We start from the raw sequence: 19,250 nt of genomic DNA on the forward strand, positions 1-19,250 counted from the left end.
TCGGCTCCTGGGCCGTGGAAGCCCTGGCGCGCAGTGGTGTGGGGCACCTGACCCTGATCGATCTCGATCACGTGGCCGAATCCAATATCAACCGCCAGATCCACGCCCTGGAAACCACGCTGGGCCAGGCCAAGGTGCTGGCCATGCGCGATCGCATCGCCCAGATCAATCCGGCGTGCCAGGTGCAATGCATCGAGGAGTTCGTGGAGCCGGGCAACTGGCCAGCCATCCTGCCTGCAGGTGTGGATGCCGTCATCGATGCCTGCGACCAGGTGCGCGCCAAGACCGCCATGGCGGCCTGGGCCCTCAAGAACAGGCTCGTTTTCATCACGGTGGGTGCTGCCGGCGGCAAGCGCCGGGCGCACGAGGTGGACATCGAGGACCTGGGCCGTGTCACGCATGATCCGCTGCTGGCACAGTTGCGCTACCGCCTGCGCAAGGAGCATGGTGCCGCCCGTGAGGGGCGCAAGATCGGTGTGGCCTGCGTGTTCAGCCGCGAGGCCGTCAGCGGCCCCGATACCTCCTGTGCCGTCGAGGGCGACGGCACGCTCAACTGCAGCGGCTACGGCTCGCTGGTGGCCGTCACTGCGACCTTCGGACAGTGCGCCGCCGGCTGGGTGCTGGACGAAATCGTGAAGCGCGCTTGAAGATCGCAGAAAAATGACGCTATAATTGAAGGCTTGTCGGGGTTAGCGTAAGCGTCCCGCTGTGGGGGACGTTAGCTCAGTTGGTAGAGCAGCGGACTTTTAATCCGTTGGTCGCAGGTTCGAATCCCGCACGTCCTACCAAGTACAATTTGTTGAACCGAATATTCCTCGATAGCTCAGTCGGTAGAGCGCCGGACTGTTAATCCGTAGGTCCCTGGTTCGAGCCCAGGTCGAGGAGCCAGATCAAAAAGGCCTTGCAGCAATGCAAGGCCTTTTTTGTTGTTGCGCGGTGTTTTGAGGCACAAAGAAAAAGGGATCTGATCTTGCGATCAGATCCCTTTTGATCTGGTGGGTCCTGAGTGACTCGAACACTCGACCTACGGATTAAGAGTCCGCTGCTCTACCAACTGAGCTAAGAACCCAGACCTCAATTATTGCATAAAAATCAGTCCCGTCCAGGCGGCGCAGGGGACAAAATGCGTTTTTCCATCGTCGGCATCATGCAGGAGAAATGACCATGTCCCAAGCAATCATCATCACCCTGGCAGTGCTCATGCTGGCGGGCTGTGGCGCCGAGACGGCGACCACGGCTGCTACCGTGGGGGCGGCCAAGAAGCAGGAGATCGAGCAGGGCCAGAAGACCATGCAGCAGGTGCAGCAGAAGGTTGGCGAGTCCATGCAGCAGATGCAGCAAAGCCCGCAGCGCGCGGCTGACTAGGGCCTGTTCCCACTCATTCCTCAAGTGTGCGGCTGACCCTAATCGTCCAGGCTGCTGCTGAGTTCCAGCCAGCGCGCTTCGAGCTGGTCCAGTTCGTCCTGCAGGGCTCCCAGCCGCTTGCCGAGTTCATTGATCTCATCCATGCCGGGCTGACCGGAGAGGCGCTCTTCGAGAACGGCTTTCTGCTGCGCCAGTTCGGCCATGCGGGCCTCGCACAGTTCGAATTCCTTGCGCAACTGACGGGTCCGGTTGTCTTCGCGCCGCGGGCGAGCCGGCTCGGTTGCCGCCACGGTGGGCGGGGGCGGTGGGGCGCTTGCCGTTGCGGAGGCGGCGGCATTGGCTTCCTTGAGGGCTTCGCGCTGGCGCTTGGCTTCGTCCAGCAGATAGCGCTGGTAGTCGTCGAGGTCGCCGTCGAAGGGGTTGATGCCGCCGCGTGAGACCAGCCAGAATTCGTCGCACACCGCACGCAGCAGGGCGCGGTCGTGGCTGACCAGCATCACCGTGCCCTCGAATTCGTTCAGCGCCATGCCCAGCGCCTCGCGCGTGGCCAGATCCAGGTGGTTGGTGGGCTCGTCCAGCAGCAGCAGGTTGGGGCGCTGCCAGACCAGCATGCACAGCACCAGGCGGGCCTTCTCGCCGCCGCTCATGGTGCCCACGGTCTGCTTGACCTGGTCGCCCGTGAAATTGAAGCCGCCCAGGAAACTGCGCAGGTCCTGCTCGCGGGTGGCCTGGCCGCTGAGCGCACCGCGTGCCGTGGTGTCCTTGACCAGCCAGATCATGTGTTCCAGCGGTGTGTCCTGCGGTCGCAGCACATCGAGTTCCTGCTGGGCAAAGTAGCCGATGGACAGGCCCTTGCCCTCGATGATCTCGCCGGCCAGGGGGGCCAGGTCGCGCGCGATGGTCTTGACCACGGTGGACTTGCCCTGGCCGTTGGCGCCCAGGATGCCGATGCGCTGTCCGGCCAGCACCGACTTGCTGACGTTCTTCACGATCACCGTGGGTGGCGTGCCGGCCGGCGCACCTTCGGGCGGCGGGTAGCCAAAGTCGATCCCCTGCATGGACAGCATGGGGTTGGGCAGGTTGGCTGGTTCCTTGAACTCGAAGGTGAACTCGGCCTCGGCCAGCAGCGGGCCGATCTTCTCCATCCGGTCCAGGGCCTTGACCCGGCTCTGGGCCTGTTTGGCCTTGCTGGCCTGGGCCTTGAAGCGATCGATGAACTTCTTCAGGTGGGCGATCTTCTCCTGCTGCTTGGCGTAGGACGCCTGCTGCAGTTCCATCTTCTCGGCCCGCATGTCCTCGAACTTGGTGTAGTTGCCGCCGTAGCGGTTGAGCTTGGCGGTTTCGATGTGCACGGTGACGTTGGTCACGGCATCGAGAAACTCGCGGTCGTGGCTGATGACCAGCATGGTGCCGGTGTAACGCTGCAGCCAGGCTTCCAGCCAGACCAGGGCGTCGAGGTCCAGGTGGTTGGTGGGTTCGTCCAGCAGCAGCAGGTCGCTGGGGCACATCAGCGCGCGTGCCAGCTGCAGGCGCATGCGCCAGCCGCCGGAAAAACTGTTGACGGGTTTGTCGAGTTCCGTGGTCCGGAAGCCCAGGCCCAGGATCAGCGCCTGCGCGCGGGCCGAAGCATCGTGCGCGCCGGCATCGTGCAGTTCCATATAGGCGTGCCCCATGCGCTCGCCGTCGTCGGTGGCCTCGGCCGCGGCGACTTCGGCCTGGGCCGCAACCAGGCGTGTGTCACCCGCGATCACGAAATCGGTCGCGGACTCGCTCGTTTCAGGCATGTCCTGGGCCACCTGGGCCAGGCGCCACTGGGCCGGGATGTTGCAGTCGCCGCTGTCCTCGTGCAGGGTGCCGTTGAGCAGGGCGAACAGGGTGGACTTGCCGGCGCCGTTGCGTCCGACCAGGCCGACTTTCTCACCGGGATTGACGGTGACGGAGGCAGCATCCAGCAACACCCTGGCGCCGCGGCGCAGGGTGACATTTTTCAGGGTGATCATTTTTTCAGCAGCGCTTCGCGCGTTATCAGCAGGACTTGTTCGTCGCCTGCACTTGTTTCCAGCCAGGCAGCTTCCAGGCGCGGGAAGGCCGCCTCGAAGTGCTCGCGCTCATTGCCGATCTCCAGGACCAGCACGGCGTGTTCGCTCATTTGCGCCGGGGCCTCGGCCAGCAGGCGGCGGATGAAATCCATGCCGTCGCTGCCGCCGGCCAGGGCCAGTTCGGGTTCGGCCCGGTACTCGGCGGGCAGGGTCGCCATGCTCTGCGCATTGACGTAGGGGGGGTTGCACAGGATCAGGTCGTAGGGGCCGCGCACATTGCCGAGTCCATCGGAGGTCAGTAGCGTGACGCGGTCCTGCAACTGGTGCTTGTCGACATTGATGCGGGCCACGGCCAGGGCGTCGGCCGAGAGGTCGGCGCCGTCCACCGTGACCTCGGGCCAGGCGAGGGCGGCCAGCACGGCCAGGCTGCCGTTGCCGGTGCACAGGTCCAGCACGCGTCGGGTGTGTTCTCCCAGCCAGGCGTCGATGTTGCCGTTGGCCAGCAGCTCGGCAATGAAACTGCGCGGCACGATGGTGCGCTCGTCCACGTAAAAGGGCACACCCTGCAGCCAGGCCTCGCGTGTCAGGTAGGCGGCGGGCTTGCGCGTGGTGATGCGTTCTTGCAGGAGCGCCACGACCTTGGCTTGTTCTTGCGGGTCGACCGGGCGATCGGCCACCGCGTCGAGGTCATGCAGCGGCAGGCCCAGTTGCCAGAGCACCAGCCAGGCGGCCTCGTCAAAAGCGTTGCTGGTGCCGTGGCCATAGATCAGGCCGGCAGCGTCGAACTGCCTGGCACCGGCCTCGATCAGTTCGATCACGGTCGCTGGCTTCGCGGGGGTGCTGTTCATGACGCGAGCTTTTCCAGCACACGCCGGTAGATGTTTTTCAGCGGCTCGATGTCGGCCACCGGCACGCATTCGTCGATCTTGTGGATGGTGGCGTTGCTGGGGCCGAGTTCGATGACCTGCGGGCAGATCTGGGCGATGAAACGACCGTCACTGGTGCCGCCACTGGTGGAGAGTTCGGTCTCGATGCCGGTCTCGGCGTGGATGGCCTCGCGCACGGCGTCTACCAGCGTGCCCGGGGTGGTCAGGAAGGGCAGACCGCCGACGGTCCACGAGAGGTCGTACTCCAACTCGTGCTTGTTCAGTACGGTAGTGAGTCGCTGCTGCAGGCTTTGCGGCGTGGACTCGGTGCAGAAGCGGAAGTTGAAGTCCACCACCACGTTACCGGGGATCACGTTGCTGGCGCCCGTGCCGCCGTGGATATTGCTGACCTGCCAGGTGGTGGGCGGGAAGAAGTCGTTGCCTTGGTCCCATTCAATGGCCGTCAGTTCGGCCAGCACCGGGGCGAATTGATGGATGGGATTCCTGGCCAGGTGCGGGTAGGCAATATGGCCCTGCACACCCTTGACCGTGAGCTTGCCGCTCATGGTGCCCCGGCGGCCGTTCTTGATCATGTCGCCGGTGCGCTGTACCGAGGTCGGCTCGCCGACGATGCAGTAGTCCAGCTTCTCGCCGCGCGCTTTCAGGGTTTCGCAGACCACCACCGTGCCGTCCACGGCCGGACCTTCCTCATCGCTGGTCAGCAGCAGGGCGATGTTGAGCGGGGCCTGGGCGTGCGAGGCAAGGAACTCCTCCACCGCCACCACGAAGGCGGCGATCGAGGCTTTCATGTCGCTGCTGCCGCGGCCGTACAGCTTGCCGTCGCGGTGCGTGGGCGTGAACGGGTCCTGGCTCCATTGGGCGACCGGGCCGGTGGGCACCACGTCGGTGTGGCCAGCAAAGACCAGGAGCGGGGCGCCGGCCTGGGCCACGCGTTTGGCCCACAGGTTGGTGACGCGGAAGTCGGCCGGGCCGCTGACGATGGACTCGCAGGCAAAACCCAGCGGCTGGAGGCGTTCGGCCAGCAGGGCCTGGCAGCCGGCATCGTCGGGGGGGACGGAAGGGCGCGCGATCAGTTGCTCGGTCAGTTGCAGGGTACGGGACATTCGGGGCTCAGTGCTTCACGTCGAGCGTGATCTCGGTGAAGGACGGCTCGTCGTCCTGGTGCTCGTCGGCCTGGGCTTGGGCCGGCTTCTGGAAGTCGTTCTGCAGGCGCCACATCAGGTTGGTCGGCGAATCGGAATTGGCCAGGCCTTCCTTGCGGTCGATCACGCCCTCGGTGATGAGGCGCGCGATGTCCTGCTCGAAGTTCTGCGAGCCTTCGGCCATGGCTTTTTCCAGCGCCTCCTTGATGCTGGAGAAGTCGCCTTTCTCGATCAGGTCCGAGATCAGCTTGGTATTGAGCATGATCTCCACCGCCGGGGTGCGGCTGCCCGTGGTGGTGCGCAGCAGGCGCTGCGAGACGATGGCCTTGAGCGCGCTGGAGAGGTCCCCCAGCATGGTCTGGCGCACTTCCACCGGGTAGAAGCTCAGGATACGGTTGAGCGCCTGGTAGCTGTTGTTGGCGTGCATGGTGGCCAGGCAGAGGTGACCGGACTGGGCATAGGCGATGGCCGCGGACATGGTCTCGCGGTCGCGGATTTCGCCGATCATGATCACGTCGGGCGCCTGGCGCAGGGCGTTCTGCAGCGCCGTGCCCAGGTTCTTGGTGTCGGCGCCGATCTCGCGCTGGTTGACCACGGAACGCTTGTTCTTGAACAGGTACTCGATCGGGTCCTCGATGGTCAGGATGTGGCCCGAGGCGTTCTCGTTGCGGTAGTCGATCATGGCTGCCAGCGTGGTGCTCTTGCCCATGCCGGTGGCGCCCACCATCAGGATCAGGCCGCGCTTTTCCATGATCAGGTCGCCCAGGATGGGGGGCAACGAGAGCGAACCCAGCGAGGGAATCTCGCCCGAGACGAAGCGGATCACCGCCGCCACCGAGCCGCGCTGGCGCATGGCGCTGAGGCGGAAGCGCCCCACGCCGGCCAGCGGGAAACCCATATTGAGTTCGCTGTAGGCGTCGAGTTCGGCCAAGCGTTCCTCCGGGATGATCTCGGCCAGCAGATTGCGCGGCGCATCCGGCGGCAAGGGCTGGTTGTTGATCGGCACGCACTGCCCGTTGATGCGGATGAGCGCCGGCGAGTGGGCCGAAAGATAGATGTCCGAGGCTTTTTTCTCGGACATCAGTCGCAGGATCCGTTCCATCATGCCCATCGTGCTGCTCATGTCTGCTCTCCCTGTATCGTGTGTCGAAGTCGTCCGCAACCAGCGTGATCAGTCGCGCAACAGGTCGTTCAGGCTGGTCTTGGAGCGGGTCTGCGCGTCCACGCGCTTGACGATCACGGCGCAATACAGGCTGTATTTGCCATCGGCGCTGGGCAGGTTGCCTGAGACCACCACCGAGCCGGCCGGCACGCGGCCGTAGTGGACTTCGCCAGTGGCGCGGTCATAGATCTTGGTGCTCTGGCCGATGTACACGCCCATGGAGATGACCGAGTTTTCCTCGACCACCACGCCCTCGACGATCTCCGAGCGCGCGCCGATGAAGCAGTTGTCCTCGATGATGGTGGGGCCGGCCTGCACGGGCTCCAGCACGCCGCCGATGCCGACGCCGCCCGAGAGGTGCACGTTCTTGCCGATCTGGGCACAGGAGCCCACGGTGGCCCAGGTGTCGACCATGGTGTTCTCGTCCACGTAGGCGCCGATGTTCACGTAGCTGGGCATCAGGATGGCGCCCTTGGCAATGAAGCTGCCGCGGCGCGCCACGGCCGGGGGCACCACACGCACGCCGGTGGCGGCCATTTCTTCAGCCGAGAGGTGGGCGAACTTGGTCTGCACCTTGTCGTAGAAGCCCAGGTCGCCGGCCCTGATGACCTCGTTGTCCTTGAGGCGGAAGGACAGCAGCACGGCCTTCTTGATCCACTGGTGCACCGTCCACTTGCCCACGGACTCGCGCGTGGCCACGCGCAGGCGGCCCTTGTTCAGTTCGGAGATGACGTGCTCGACGGCGTCGGCCACTTCCTTGGGCGCGGACTTGACGGAGATGTTGGCGCGGTTTTCCCAGGCGGCTTCGATGATCTGTTGCAGTTGTTGGCTCATGTGTATGACTCGGATTTTCAGTTTCTGGATTTGACAAATTGAATGATGCGTTCGGCCGCTTCCGCGCATTCGGCGGTTTCGGCCACCAGCGCCATGCGAACGCGCCCGGCGCCGGGGTTGAATCCGCGGGCCTCGCGCGCCAGATAGCTGCCGGGCAAAACAGTCACATTGTAAAGAGCGTAGAGATCGCGGGCGAAATCGGTGTCGCTGCCCTGTACGCCGGCCCATAGGTAGAAGGCCGCGTCGGGCAGGGCCACGTCCAGCACGGCGCTCAGCATGGGCGTGACCTGGGCAAACTTGGCGCGGTAGAGGTTGCGGTTCTCGATGACGTGCAACTCGTCGTTCCAGGCCGCGATGCTGGCGGCCTGCACTACGTGGCTCATGGCGCTGCCGTGGTAGGTGCGGTAGAGCAGGAAGGCCTTCATGATGGCCGCATCGCCGGCCACGAAGCCGCTGCGCATGCCCGGCACGTTGCTGCGTTTGGAGAGGCTGGTCAGCGCGACCAGGTTCCTGAAGTCGCTGCGGCCCAGTTTCAAGGCCGCCTCCAGCCCGCCCAGCGGCGGCTCGTCGCGGAAGTAGATCTCGCTGTAGCACTCGTCGGAGGCGATGACGAAGCCGTAGCGGTCGCTCAAGTCGAACAGCTTCTTCCATTCCTCCAGCGGCATCACGGCGCCGGTCGGGTTGCCGGGCGAGCAGGTGAAGATCAGCTGGGTGCGGGCCCAGACCTCGGCGGGCACGCTGTCCCAGTCCACGGCGAAGTTGCGCGCCGGGTCGCTGGGCACGTAATACGGCTGGGCGCCCGCCAGCAGCGCGGCGCCTTCGTAGATTTGATAAAAGGGGTTCGGGCACAGGACCAGGGCGCCGGGCTGGCTGCCGTCGACCACGGTCTGCGTCAGCGCGAACAGCGCCTCGCGCGAGCCATTGACCGGCAGGATCTGGCCGGTCGGGTTGAGCGTGACGCCATAACGGCGCTGCAGCCAGCCCGCCATGGCGTCCCTGAGCGCCGGCTCGCCGGCCGTGGGAGGGGAGCCGGTCAGGCCGGTGTCCAGCGCGTCACTGAGGGCGCGCTTGATGAAATCGGGCGTGGCGTGTTTGGGCTCACCGATGCCCAGGCTGATGGGACGATAGGCCGGGTTGGGGGTGATGCCGGCAAAAAGCTGCCGCAGCCGTTCGAAAGGATAGGGCTGCAGTCGTTGGAGCAGGGGGTTCATGGGGGGAATTATCCCGGAACTCCCCGGCGCGGCAGAGGCGGGGGGCGGCAACCCCCCCAGTGGTCAGCGCGACCGCCGCTTGGCAGCGCCCAGCAGCTTCTGCGTCAGCAGGTCGATGGACAGCACCAGGGCGATGCCGATGGACATGACCATCACGACCTCGGGCAGGTCGGTCGAATTGATGACACCAAAGCCGCGGGGAAGGGCCTGCCGGTCCGCGGTGGTGCAGACGAAATCGGCGGCGGCCATGCCGGCGTAGTGCATGGCACAGACGGCCACCGCCATGACGATGGCCGCCAGCAGGCGCAGCGCCAGGGGTTTGGTGTTGAAGGCCAGCCAGAGGGCCGCGGTAGCCGCCACGACGGCGATCAGGAGGGAGGCGGCCACCAGCAGGAACGACCAGTTGATATAGCCGCCAAAGCGCATGCCGTACATGCCCAGGTAATGCATGACGGCGACACCCAGTCCCAGAGAGGCGCCAGCCGTCAGCAGCCGGGTCTTGTTGGAGGGATCCCGGGCCACATACGTCAGGCCGAAACCGGTGGCCAGGCAGACCACCACCAGCGAGATGATGGTTTCGGTCATGGAGTAACCCACGCGCAGGTCCATCTTCAGTGCGGCCATGCCGATGAAATGCATGGTCCAGACGCCGATGCCACCCAGCGCCAGCGTGGCGGCCATCAGGTCGAAATGGTTGATGCGGCCTTCGGGGCCGACGAGGCGGCGGGCAGCCGTCAGCGCGACAAAGGAACCGATGAAGGCGATGAGGAAAGAGAGCGCGACATAAGTGCCGTCGTAGCTCGAAACAACTTGTGGATTCATGGGGTACCTTGGATGCGAACCGGTCGAATCTAAGGGATGGCAGGCACCGGGGAGTCCGGTCGCGCACATACACCCAAGAAAATGAAGGGCATCCCTTGCCCCGCCTGGGCTGACTCAGCTTTGCGGGGTCTTGGTCAGGTAGTGCAGCACCAGCTTGTCCTGCTGGTTCAGGCCGTGGAAGGCCATGCCGGTGAAGTGGCACGTATCGTCTGCGGCCTTGTGGGCGTGGCAGACCGTGGCCTTGAGTGCGAGGGTGGTGGGCTCGCCTTCGACCACGGCGCCGATGCTGAGGTCCAGGGTCTTGCCCACGGCGGTGGTGGCTGTGGGCGTACTGATCATGGCGCCCTGCATGCTGATGTCCAGCAACTGGCCGTCCAGCTTGAGTTCACCGAGCTGAACGGTGACGGGCCAGCTGGTCTTGGTACGCAGGGACTGGCGAACCTGGCGGGCATCGACCTGGGTGGGATAAGCCAGCAAGGCATACACGAAAGGTTTCTCGTAGGTCTGCAGCACCTTGCTGATGAAGGAAAACTCATGCTGGCCGGTAAAACCACGCACGATGCAGACATCGCCCTCGGTCAGGCCGGTGTCCTCGCCCTCCGGGCCTTGCGGGCCCACCATGACGCCCCGGTTCTCGATGGCGCCGAAGAGCTGGCCCTCCTTCTTGCTGGCGCCTTCCACCAGCCGGCGCACCTGCAGCGCGAGGCCCGGGCGCAGGCCAAGCTCCTTGAGGGTGATCTGCAGCACGTTGTTCTTCAGAGTCTCGCTGGCGGCCTGATTCATGATGGAGGCATTTCTATGGGGAGCAGGTCAAATGGCGTGAATCTACACGGTCCGCCATGTGGCCGCCATGACGCAGTACATGGCAATGTGTACAAATGCAACCGAGTCGGGTTTTCCCGTAGCACATATCCCGCATGGAGCGCACGATTTTCGTGCGGGCCGGGACGGTATGATTTCAGGCTGTTCCCGCCATCAGACTGTTCTCACCGTGCGTCTCACCTCCATCAAGCTTTCCGGGTTCAAGTCCTTTGCCGAGCCGACCAACTTCTTGCTGCCCGGGCAGCTGGTCGGCGTGGTCGGCCCCAATGGCTGCGGCAAGTCCAACATCATGGACGCCGTGCGCTGGGTGCTGGGCGAGAGCCGCGCCAGCGAGTTGCGCGGCGAGTCCATGCAGGACGTGATCTTCAACGGCACCACCACCCGCAAGCCGGCCAGCCGCTCCAGCGTGGAGCTGGTGTTCGACAACGCCGACCACCGCGCCGGCGGCCAGTGGAGCCAGTACGCCGAGATCGCCGTCAAGCGCGTGCTCACGCGCGACGGCACCAGCAGCTATTACATCAACAACCAGCCGGTGCGCCGGCGTGACGTGCAGGACGTGTTCCTGGGCACGGGCCTGGGGCCGCGGGCCTACGCCATCATCGGCCAGGGCACCATCAGCCGTATCATCGAATCCAAGCCTGAGGAACTGCGCCTGTTCCTCGAAGAGGCCGCGGGGGTCTCCAAGTACAAGGAACGCCGCCGCGAGACCGAGAACCGACTCTCGGACACGCGCGAGAACCTGACCCGGGTCGAGGACATCCTGCGCGAACTCAACGCCAATCTGGAAAAGCTCGAACGCCAGGCCGAAGTCGCGCAGAAGTACAACACCCTGCAGGCCGACGCCACGCTCAAACAGCAGCAGCTCTGGTACCTGCGGCGCTCCGAGGCCGAGGCCGACCAGACGAAGATCAAGCAGGAGGGCGAGAAGGCCGTCATTGAGCTTGAGTCCCGCGTGGCCGATTTGCGCCACATCGAGGCCGATCTCGAAACCATCCGCCAGGCGCATTACGCCGCCGGCGACCAGGTCAACCAGGCCCAGGGCCTGCTGTACGAGGCCAGCACCGAGGTGGGGCGGCTGGAGGCCGAGATCCGCTTCGTGGTCGAGGGTCGCCAGCGTGTCGAGGAGCGCCTGGTCACCCTGAAGGAGCAGACCGCCCAGTGGGCCACGCGCAAGCAGGACGCCCAGGCCGAGATCGAAAGCCTGGCCGAGCTGGCCCTGGTGGGCGAAGAGAAGACCACCGAACTGGCCGCCCAGCTGGAAGACCAGGCCCAGGCCCTGCCCGATATGGAAGAGGCCCTGCGCCAGGCCCAGAGCCGTGCCAACGAGCAGCGCGGCAGCGTGACCCAGGTGCAGCAGCAGATCCAGGTGCTGGCCGCCGAGCAGCGCAGCATCGAGGAGCAGTCGCGCCAGCTGAACCAGCGCCGCGAGCGCCTGGACACCGACCGCAAGGCCCTGGCCGCCCCCGACGAGGCACGCTTGCAGAGCCTGCAGGCCCAGCTGGCCCAGGCCAGCGAAGCCGCCGCCGTGGCCGATGCGCGCCTGCACGAATTGCAGGACAGCGTGCCGCAGCTCGACGAGGCGCGCCGCACGCAGCAGGACACGGTCAACACCGAATCGGCCCGCCAGGCTGACCTGTCGGCGCGTTTGGAAGCGCTCAAGGCCTTGCAGGAGAAGGTCAAGACCGACGGCAAGCTGCAGCCCTGGCTGGCCAAACATGGCCTGGCCGACCTGCAGGCCCTGTGGACCAAATTGCACATCGAGCAGGGCTGGGAGAGCGCCCTGGAAGCCGCGCTGCGCGAGCGCATGGGCGCGCTGGAGGTCAGCCGCATCGACATGGTCAAGGCCTTCGGGCAGGACGCCCCGCCGGCCAAGCTGGCCTTCTACAGCGCGCCGTCCGCCGGTGCGCCCGAGAAGGCCGGCGGCCTGCCGCGCCTGGCCGACCTGCTGCGTGTGAACGATGCCGGCCTCAAGGCCGTGCTGGTGGACTGGCTGCAGGGCTGCTACGTGGCGCAGAGCTTCGAGGACGCCCTGGCGCAGCGGGCCCAGTTGCAGCCGGGCGAGACGCTTTACGTGAAGAGCGGCCACGCCGTCACCGCGCACAGCGTGAGCTTCTACGCCCAGGATTCCGAACAGGCCGGCCTGCTGGCCCGCGCCCAGGAAATCGAGAACCTGGAAAAGCAGTTGCGCGCCCAGTCCCTCATCAACGAAGAGGCCCGCAGCGCCCTGGTGCGCGCCGAGGCCGCTTACGCCGACGCTTCGCAGCGCCTGGTCACCGCCCGCCGCGAGGCCAGCGAGACCCAGAGCCGCGCCCACGAGCTGCAGGTCGAGACCCTGCGCCTGACGCAGCTGGCCGAACAGACCCGCGCCCGCAGCGAGCAGATCGCCGGTGACCTGGCCGAGGTCGACGCCCTGCTGGAAGAACTGCAGGAGCGTCGTGTGGCCGCTGAAGGCCGCTTCGAGGAACTCGACATGCAACTGGCCGACAGCCAGGAGCGCCATGCCCAGTTGGATGAGCGAGTGCTGGAGGCCGAGCGCAAGCTCAACGCCTGCCGCGAACAGCAGCGCAGCCTGGAGCGCCAGGCCCAGGAGGCCACCTTCTCCCTGCGCACGCTGGACGCACGCAAGGCTGAACTGGCGCGCGCCATCGACACCGCCGAGCAGCAGGCGGCCACCATCACGGCCGACGAGCAGCGCGCCCGCGACGAACTGACCCGCCTGACCGACGCCGCCGCCCAGGCTGGCCTGCAGAACGCACTGGCGCTCAAGCACGAACGCGAGCAGGCCCTGGGCGCCAAACGCAGCGAATACGACGACCTGACCGCCAAGCTGCGCGCCAGTGACGAACGCCGTATCAAGCTCGAGCGCGAGCTCGACCCGATGCGCCAGCGCATCCAGGACATGCAGCTCAAGGAACAGGCCGCGCGCCTGGGTTTTGAGCAGTACGCCCAGCTGCTGGCCGAGGCCCAGGCCGACCTGGAGGCCGTCGCCAAATCCATTGCAGACGGCAATGTGCGCCTGACCGGCCTGCAGGGTGAGATCGATCGCCTGAACCGCGAGATTGCGGCCCTGGGGGCGGTCAACCTGGCGGCCCTGGAAGAGCTGGCCAGCGCGAGCGAACGCAAGCATTTCCTGGATGCGCAATCGGCCGATCTGAACCTGGCGATGAACACGCTGGAAGATGCCATCCGCAAGATCGACGGCGAAACCCGCGAACTGCTGGCCGGCACCTTCAAGACCGTCAACGAACACTTCGGCAAGATGTTCCCCGAGCTCTTCGGCGGCGGCCAGGCCCGTCTCATCATGACCGGCGACGAGATCCTGGACGCCGGCGTGCAGGTCATGGCCCAGCCGCCGGGCAAGAAGAACCAGACCATCCACCTGCTCTCGGGCGGCGAGAAGGCGCTGACCGCCATTGCGCTGGTGTTCGCCATCTTCCAGCTCAACCCCGCACCGTTCTGCCTGCTGGACGAGGTGGACGCGCCGCTGGACGACGCCAACACCGAGCGCTACGCCAAGCTGGTGAGCAGCATGAGCAAGGGCACCCAGTTCCTCTTCATCAGCCACAACAAGATCGCCATGGAAATGGCCGAGCAGTTGATCGGCGTGACCATGCAGGAGCAGGGCGTCTCGCGCATCGTGGCGGTGGACATGGAATCCGCCGTGTCCATGGCCGAGGCGGCTTGAGCCGCGACGGGACCTAGCACCGATGAGCAAGCTGCAAATCGGACTGGCGATCGCTGGCGCCCTGCTGCTGGCCGCCCTGGTGGTCCATGGCGCCTGGACGGCGCGGCGCAACCAGCCCCGCCTGGCCGAGCCCGAAGCCGCCCCCGTCGAGCCGCATGGGCTGGACGGGCTCTCGCTCGATCCGGTTGCGCCCGCTGCGGCCGGCAGCGCCGATGAGGACGGGCTCCTGCTGCCGACGATGCAGGACAGGAGAGCCCAGCTGGACCCGTTGATCGACGTCAGCGCGACCATCGAGCTCGAACATCCGGTCAGCGGCGAAGCCGTGCTGCAGCACATGCCGGCCACGCGCCGCGTGGGCAGCAAGCCTTATGCCATCGAAGGCCTGGACCAGGCCACGGGTCAGTGGGAGCCGCCTCAGCCCGGCCGGCGTTACAGCGCCCTGCAGGCCGGCGTGCAGCTGGCCAACCGCGCCGGAGCGCTCAATGAGATCGAGTATTCCGAATTCGTCATGAAGACGCAGGCCCTGGCCGATGCCGTGGGCGGCACCCCCGAATTCCCTGACATGCTCGACGCCGTGGCGCGTGCGCGCGAGCTCGATGCCTTTGCCAGCGAGCACGATGCCCAGCTCAGCGTCACCCTGCGCGCCCGCCACACGGCCTGGAGCGCCGGTTATGTGCAGCAGAACGCGGCGCGGCTGGGCTTCGTGGCCGGCGTGCTGCCCGGGCGCATGGTGCTGCCGGCCAGCGTCGGCGGCCAGCCGCCCGTGCTGGGCCTGCACTACGACGCGCAGGCGGCCCAGGCCGAAGACCCGGCCCAGACCGCCATCCGCGAGATGACGTTGAGCCTGGACGTGGCCCAGGTGGCACGCTCCGAGCAGCCCTATGTGCGCCTGCGCGAGACCGCCACGCGCCTGGCCGAGGTGATGGACGGCCAGATCACCGACGACAACGGCCAGTTCCTCAGCACCGACGCCATGGACCTGATCGGTTCCGAGCTCGAGAACCTCTACGACAAGCTCGACGAGCGCGAACTGTCGGCCGGCTCGCTGCTGGCGCGCCGTTTGTTCTCCTGATTTTTCTCGCTTCGATTTTTGATGAGCAGCACGCCTGATCTGAAACGTGTGCAGGAACTGCACCAGCTTCTGCACCACCACGCGCACCGCTACTACGTGCTGGATGCGCCCGAAATTCCGGATGCCGAGTACGACCGCCTGTTCCGTGAACTGCAGGCCCTGGAGGCCGCCCATCCGGAGCTGCTGACGCCCGACTCGCCGACCCAGCGTGTGGGTGGCAAGACGCTGGACCACTTCGCCAGCGTGCGCCATGCCGTGCCCATGCTCAGCATCCGCACCGAGACCGATACCGAGGCCAGCGGGGCGCAGAACTTCGACGCACGCGTGCGCCGTGAGCTGGCCTTGGCCGAGACCGACCCACCCATTGAATATGCGGCCGAACCCAAGTTCGACGGCCTGGCCCTCAATCTGCGCTACGAGCAGGGCGTGCTGGTGCAGGCCGCCACGCGCGGCGACGGCGAGGTGGGCGAAGACGTGACGCAGAACATCCGCACCATCGGGCAGATTCCCCTGCGCCTGCCGCAGGGCGTGCCGCCTGTGCTCGAAGTGCGTGGCGAGGTCTATCTGCGCCGTGATGACTTCGAAACCCTGAACGAGAGGCAGCGCCAGAAAGGCGAAAAGACCTTTGTCAACCCGCGCAATGCCGCCGCCGGCGCCGTGCGCCAGCTCGATCCGGCCATCGCGGCCCAGCGCCCGCTGAGCTTCTTTGCCTACGGCCTGGGCGAGGTGACGCCGGGTGCCTTGCATTTCCAGAGCCACTATGACCTGATGCAGGGGTTGAAGGCCTGGGGTTTCCCGGTCTGCGAGCATGTCGCCCTGGCACGGGGCGCGGAAGAACTGGTGGCCTATCACCAGCGCATCGGCGCGCTGCGCGACAGCCTGCCTTATGACATCGACGGCGTGGTCTACAAGGTCAACCGCCTGGCGCTGCAGGAGCAGATGGGTTTCGTGACGCGCGAGCCGCGTTGGGCGGTGGCGCACAAGTACCCGGCGCAGGAGATGCTGACCACGGTCTTGGCTATCGAGGTGCAGGTGGGCCGTACCGGCAAGCTCACGCCGGTGGCCAAGCTGGCACCGGTTTTCGTGGGTGGTGTCACGGTGACCAATGCCACATTGCACAACGAAGACGAGGCCCGCCGCAAGGACGTGCGCGTGGGCGATACCGTCATCGTGCGCCGCGCCGGCGACGTCATCCCCGAAGTGGTGTCCGTGTTGCCCGAGAAACGCCAGCCCGGGGCCGAAGTGTTCACCATGCCGCGCCTCTGCCCGGTCTGCGGCTCGGCCGCCGTGCGCGAGGAGGACGAGGCCGATTACCGCTGCACCGGCGGCCTGTACTGCAGTGCCCAGCGCAAGCAGGCCATCCTGCACTTTGCGCAGCGCCGCGCGGTCGAGGTCGAGGGCCTGGGCGAGAAGCTGGTGGACCAGTTGGTTGATGGTGGTGTGGTCAAGACCCTGCCGGACCTGTATCGCCTGGGCCTGGTGGCGCTGGCCAGCCTGGAGCGCATGGCCGACAAGTCGGCGCAGAACATTGTCGACGCGCTGGAGAAATCCAAACAGACCACGCTGCCACGTTTCATCTTCGGCCTGGGCATCCGCCACGTGGGCGAAGCCACGGCCAAGGCCCTGGCGCGGCATTTCGGCCAACTCGACGCCATCATGGATGCCAGCGAGGATCAGCTGTTGCAGGTGCCCGACGTCGGTCCCGTGGTGGCGCAGAGCATCCACACCTTCTTCCAGCAGGAACACAACCGCGAGGTGGTGGAGCAGCTGCGTGCCTGCGGCCTGCGCTGGGAAGAGGGCGAACCCAGCCCGGCGGCGCAACTGCCCCTGGCCGGCAAGACCTTTGTGCTGACCGGTACCCTGCCCACGCTCAGCCGCGAGCAGGCCAAGGAGATGCTGGAAGCCGCCGGCGCCAAGGTGGCCGGCTCGGTCAGCAAGAAGACCGATTACGTGGTCGCGGGCGAGGAAGCGGGCAGCAAGCTGGACAAGGCACGCGAGCTGGGTATCACGGTGCTGGACGAGACCGGGCTGCGCGCACTGCTGCCAGGCTAGGCTGACGGGCCGAAGGCCGTACGAACGCAGGAACAGCCCCGGCTTTTCTCCTCGTCTTCTTTTGCCGATCGCCGCAAACTGCGCTACGCTGTGTCTACGCCAGACGACCGGCAGCAGGGCAGGGGTCGTCCGGGTTCACTATTCATCTGGACGGCATCGCATGAAGAATCTGTTTGTGAACTGGCAATTCAAGCGTATCGGCGCCCGTCTGGGGGCCGGTTTCGGCATCATTCTGGCGCTCATGGTGCTGATGCTGGTGGCGGCCGTGCTGCAGCTCTGGCGCATCCAGTCCCACAACGCCGACAACGAGCGCCATACCGAACGGCTGGTGCTGGTCCAGGAATGGTCGGCCCTGGTGCGTACCAATCTGGACCGGGCCGTGACCGCCACCCGCCTCGATGCGGCCATCGGGGACGACGAGGCCGTGCGCGGCCGCATGGAAGGCGTGCTGAGCCAGCTCAATGCCGAGATGTCATCGACGGCCGCAGCCACCGTGGAACTGCAGAAGAAGGTGGTCGCCATTTCGGACGAGCCGGCCGTGGCCGCGCTGATCACGCGGGTCAACGAGGCGCGCAACCGGTTCGTGGCTTTGCGCGCGAACATCCGTGACGACATCCAGATGGGCGAAGGCGGCAAGCGCGTGGAGGCCGAGCTGTTGCCGCTGGCGCAGTCCATGCTCAAGACCCTGGACGAACTCACGGCCCACCTGAAGGCTGCCAGCACCACGGCCACGCATGAACTGGCGGACAACGTGCGCCAGGCGCAAGTGCTGTTGCTGGTCATCTGTGCCATCGCTCTGGCCGCCGGCGTGCTGATTGCCTGGCTGACCACGCGTGCCATCACCCGGCCCATGCGCGACGCGGTGCAGATCGCCGACCTGATTGCCCAGGGCGATCTCACGCACAGCTTCCAGAGCACGCGCGAGGACGAGATCGGCTCCATGCTGCGTCGCCTGTCCCTGATGCAGCAGAAGCTGCGCCAGGCCTTTACCGACATCAGCGAGGCCACGACCCAGATCAGCCACGCCAGCGGGGAAGTGGCCAGCGGCAACGCCGACCTGGCGCAGCGCACCGAACAGGCAGCCAGCAGCCTGCAGGAGACGGCGTCTTCCATGGAGCAGCTCACCGGCACGGTGCAGCACTCGGCCGAATCGGCCCGTACGGCCACCGAACTGGCCACCACGTCGACCGAGGTGGCGCAGCGCGGGGGTGCGGTGGTGGCGCAGGTGGTGGCCACCATGGACGAGATCAATCACAGCTCCAACCAGATCGCCAGCATCATCAGCGTGATCGACGGCATCGCCTTCCAGACCAATATCCTGGCGCTCAATGCAGCGGTGGAAGCCGCGCGTGCAGGCGAACAGGGCCGGGGTTTTGCCGTGGTGGCGGCCGAGGTACGCAGCCTGGCCCAGCGCTCGGCCGAAGCGGCACGCGAGATCAAGACGCTGATCGACGCGAGCGTGGGCAAGGTCGGAGCCGGTGCGCGGCTGGTGCACGATGCCGGCAACACCATGCATGACATCGTGAGCAGTGTGCAGCGCGTGACCGACATGATCGCCGGCATCAGCGCGGCGTCTGCCGAGCAGAATCAGGGCATTGCCAAGATGAACCAGGCCGTGGGTCAGCTCGATGAGATGACACAGCAGAACGCCGCGCTGGTGGAGCAGTCCACCGCCGCGGCCGAGAGCCTCAAGGACCAGGCGCAGCGTCTGGCCGGCATTGTGGCGGCGTTCCGGCTGCGTTAGGACTTGTCGTCGCCGAGTCGTTCCGGTCGGCGCCACAGCCACAGCAGCGTGGCCACCATGCAGGCGATGGCCAGCAGCGGCACCCACAGCGGCCGCACGCCGTAGAGCATGTAGAGCGCGCTGGCGCCCATGAATGACGTGGCGATCCACTTGGCGCGCCGGCTGACCACGCCGCCGCGACGCCAGTCGCGGATCATCGGGCCAAAGGAGGTGTGGTTTTCCAGCCAGGCCAGCAGGCGTGGCGAGCCGCGCGCTGCCGCCCAGGCTGACAGCAGGATGAAGGGGGTGGTGGGCAGCACGGGCAGGAAGGCGCCAATGATCCCCAGCAGCAGGAACAGCAGCGCCAGACCGAGGTAGAGCCCGCGGATCAGGGGCAGGCGGCGAGGAACGGGTGGGGGAGGCAGGGGCATGCC

General features: G+C 66.2%; 15 protein-coding genes and 3 tRNA genes. 8 read left to right on the plus strand and 10 right to left on the minus strand.

Annotated features, from left to right (window positions below; genetic code table 11):
- The 3 genes from AO057_RS11415 to AO057_RS11425 form a co-directional block, all read left to right on the plus strand.
- On the plus strand, nt 1-647 hold a 647-nt coding region (locus AO057_RS11415; protein WP_240480776.1), incomplete at its 5' end, for a tRNA threonylcarbamoyladenosine dehydratase.
- A gap of 65 nt (nt 648-712) precedes the next feature.
- Nucleotides 713-788 (plus strand) — tRNA-Lys (locus AO057_RS11420).
- A 24-nt stretch (nt 789-812) separates the two neighbouring features.
- A tRNA-Asn gene (locus AO057_RS11425) sits at nt 813-888 on the plus strand.
- A gap of 105 nt (nt 889-993) precedes the next feature.
- On the opposite strand, the gene AO057_RS11430 is transcribed toward AO057_RS11425, so the two are convergent.
- Nucleotides 994-1,069, minus strand: a tRNA-Lys gene (locus AO057_RS11430).
- 95 nt (nt 1,070-1,164) lie between these two features.
- On the opposite strand from AO057_RS11430, the gene AO057_RS11435 reads away from it, so the two are divergent.
- Entirely contained in the window at nt 1,165-1,365 is a 201-nt protein-coding gene (locus tag AO057_RS11435; protein ID WP_156404543.1) for a hypothetical protein, read from the plus strand.
- A 38-nt stretch (nt 1,366-1,403) separates the two neighbouring features.
- Here AO057_RS11435 and AO057_RS11440 read toward each other — a convergent pair whose 3' ends face one another.
- The 8 genes from AO057_RS11440 to AO057_RS11475 all read right to left on the minus strand — a co-directional run bounded on the left by AO057_RS11440 (nt 1,404) and on the right by AO057_RS11475 (nt 10,245).
- Nucleotides 1,404-3,365 (minus strand): ABC-F family ATP-binding cassette domain-containing protein, encoded by a 1,962-nt coding sequence (locus tag AO057_RS11440; RefSeq protein WP_057675986.1) that lies wholly within the window; start codon nt 3,363-3,365, stop codon nt 1,404-1,406.
- A complete protein-coding gene (gene prmB / locus AO057_RS11445; protein ID WP_057675988.1) occupies nt 3,362-4,252 on the minus strand; it encodes a 50S ribosomal protein L3 N(5)-glutamine methyltransferase in 891 nt (296 codons plus the stop codon). The genes AO057_RS11440 and prmB overlap by 4 nt, the downstream gene beginning before the upstream one ends.
- Nucleotides 4,249-5,394, minus strand: a complete 1,146-nt coding sequence (dapE, locus tag AO057_RS11450) for a succinyl-diaminopimelate desuccinylase (protein WP_057675990.1) — start codon at nt 5,392-5,394, stop codon at nt 4,249-4,251. Before dapE ends, prmB begins: the two co-directional genes overlap by 4 nt.
- 7 nt (nt 5,395-5,401) lie before the next feature.
- Complete coding sequence (locus AO057_RS11455; protein WP_057675992.1) at nt 5,402-6,544, minus strand: PilT/PilU family type 4a pilus ATPase; 1,143 nt, start codon at nt 6,542-6,544, stop codon at nt 5,402-5,404.
- Between the two features lie 60 nt (nt 6,545-6,604).
- Nucleotides 6,605-7,429, minus strand: coding sequence for a 2,3,4,5-tetrahydropyridine-2,6-dicarboxylate N-succinyltransferase (gene dapD, locus AO057_RS11460; protein WP_057675994.1), 825 nt, complete (start codon nt 7,427-7,429; stop codon nt 6,605-6,607).
- Nucleotides 7,430-7,446: 17 nt separating this feature from the next.
- A complete protein-coding gene (gene dapC / locus AO057_RS11465) occupies nt 7,447-8,640 on the minus strand; it encodes a succinyldiaminopimelate transaminase (protein WP_057675997.1) in 1,194 nt (397 codons plus the stop codon).
- 63 nt (nt 8,641-8,703) lie between these two features.
- Entirely contained in the window at nt 8,704-9,462 is a 759-nt protein-coding gene (locus AO057_RS11470; RefSeq protein ID WP_057675998.1) for an MHYT domain-containing protein, read from the minus strand.
- A 114-nt stretch (nt 9,463-9,576) separates the two neighbouring features.
- Nucleotides 9,577-10,245 carry a PilZ domain-containing protein gene (locus AO057_RS11475; protein WP_057676000.1) on the minus strand — a complete coding sequence of 223 codons (669 nt, stop codon included), beginning with the start codon at nt 10,243-10,245 and terminating at the stop codon, nt 9,577-9,579.
- A gap of 208 nt (nt 10,246-10,453) precedes the next feature.
- On the opposite strand from AO057_RS11475, the gene smc reads away from it, so the two are divergent.
- From smc to AO057_RS18475, 4 genes are all read left to right on the plus strand, one after another.
- On the plus strand, nt 10,454-13,969 hold the full coding sequence (gene smc / locus AO057_RS11480) for a chromosome segregation protein SMC (protein WP_057676002.1): 3,516 nt from the start codon (nt 10,454-10,456) through the stop codon (nt 13,967-13,969).
- Between the two features lie 22 nt (nt 13,970-13,991).
- On the plus strand, nt 13,992-15,041 hold the full coding sequence (locus AO057_RS11485; RefSeq protein ID WP_057676004.1) for a hypothetical protein: 1,050 nt from the start codon (nt 13,992-13,994) through the stop codon (nt 15,039-15,041).
- A 21-nt stretch (nt 15,042-15,062) separates the two neighbouring features.
- Nucleotides 15,063-17,093 carry an NAD-dependent DNA ligase LigA gene (ligA, locus tag AO057_RS11490; RefSeq protein ID WP_057676007.1) on the plus strand — a complete coding sequence of 677 codons (2,031 nt, stop codon included), beginning with the start codon at nt 15,063-15,065 and terminating at the stop codon, nt 17,091-17,093.
- A gap of 160 nt (nt 17,094-17,253) precedes the next feature.
- Nucleotides 17,254-18,837 carry a methyl-accepting chemotaxis protein gene (locus tag AO057_RS18475; protein ID WP_305728278.1) on the plus strand — a complete coding sequence of 528 codons (1,584 nt, stop codon included), beginning with the start codon at nt 17,254-17,256 and terminating at the stop codon, nt 18,835-18,837.
- Here AO057_RS18475 and AO057_RS11500 read toward each other — a convergent pair.
- Nucleotides 18,834-19,247, minus strand: coding sequence for a YbaN family protein (locus AO057_RS11500; protein WP_057676009.1), 414 nt, complete (start codon nt 19,245-19,247; stop codon nt 18,834-18,836). The genes AO057_RS18475 and AO057_RS11500 overlap by 4 nt on opposite strands.
- Nucleotides 19,248-19,250: the final 3 nt, after the last annotated feature.

Origin of the sequence: Curvibacter sp. PAE-UM (assembly GCF_001432305.1) — a bacterium.
Lineage (GTDB): Bacteria > Pseudomonadota > Gammaproteobacteria > Burkholderiales > Burkholderiaceae_C > Hylemonella.

Coding starts and splice junctions, on each gene's coding strand:
- AO057_RS11500 (WP_057676009.1), bottom strand. CDS start 19,247: ATGCCCCTGCCTCCCCCACCCGTTCCTCGCCGCCTGCCCCTGATCCGC.
- ligA (WP_057676007.1), top strand. CDS start 15,063: ATGAGCAGCACGCCTGATCTGAAACGTGTGCAGGAACTGCACCAGCTT.
- dapE (WP_057675990.1), bottom strand. CDS start 5,394: ATGTCCCGTACCCTGCAACTGACCGAGCAACTGATCGCGCGCCCTTCC.
- AO057_RS11470 (WP_057675998.1), bottom strand. CDS start 9,462: ATGAATCCACAAGTTGTTTCGAGCTACGACGGCACTTATGTCGCGCTC.
- dapC (WP_057675997.1), bottom strand. CDS start 8,640: ATGAACCCCCTGCTCCAACGACTGCAGCCCTATCCTTTCGAACGGCTG.
- AO057_RS11440 (WP_057675986.1), bottom strand. CDS start 3,365: ATGATCACCCTGAAAAATGTCACCCTGCGCCGCGGCGCCAGGGTGTTG.
- AO057_RS11435 (WP_156404543.1), top strand. CDS start 1,165: ATGTCCCAAGCAATCATCATCACCCTGGCAGTGCTCATGCTGGCGGGC.
- prmB (WP_057675988.1), bottom strand. CDS start 4,252: ATGAACAGCACCCCCGCGAAGCCAGCGACCGTGATCGAACTGATCGAG.
- AO057_RS11485 (WP_057676004.1), top strand. CDS start 13,992: ATGAGCAAGCTGCAAATCGGACTGGCGATCGCTGGCGCCCTGCTGCTG.
- AO057_RS11455 (WP_057675992.1), bottom strand. CDS start 6,544: ATGGGCATGATGGAACGGATCCTGCGACTGATGTCCGAGAAAAAAGCC.
- dapD (WP_057675994.1), bottom strand. CDS start 7,429: ATGAGCCAACAACTGCAACAGATCATCGAAGCCGCCTGGGAAAACCGC.
- AO057_RS11475 (WP_057676000.1), bottom strand. CDS start 10,245: ATGAATCAGGCCGCCAGCGAGACTCTGAAGAACAACGTGCTGCAGATC.
- AO057_RS18475 (WP_305728278.1), top strand. CDS start 17,254: ATGAAGAATCTGTTTGTGAACTGGCAATTCAAGCGTATCGGCGCCCGT.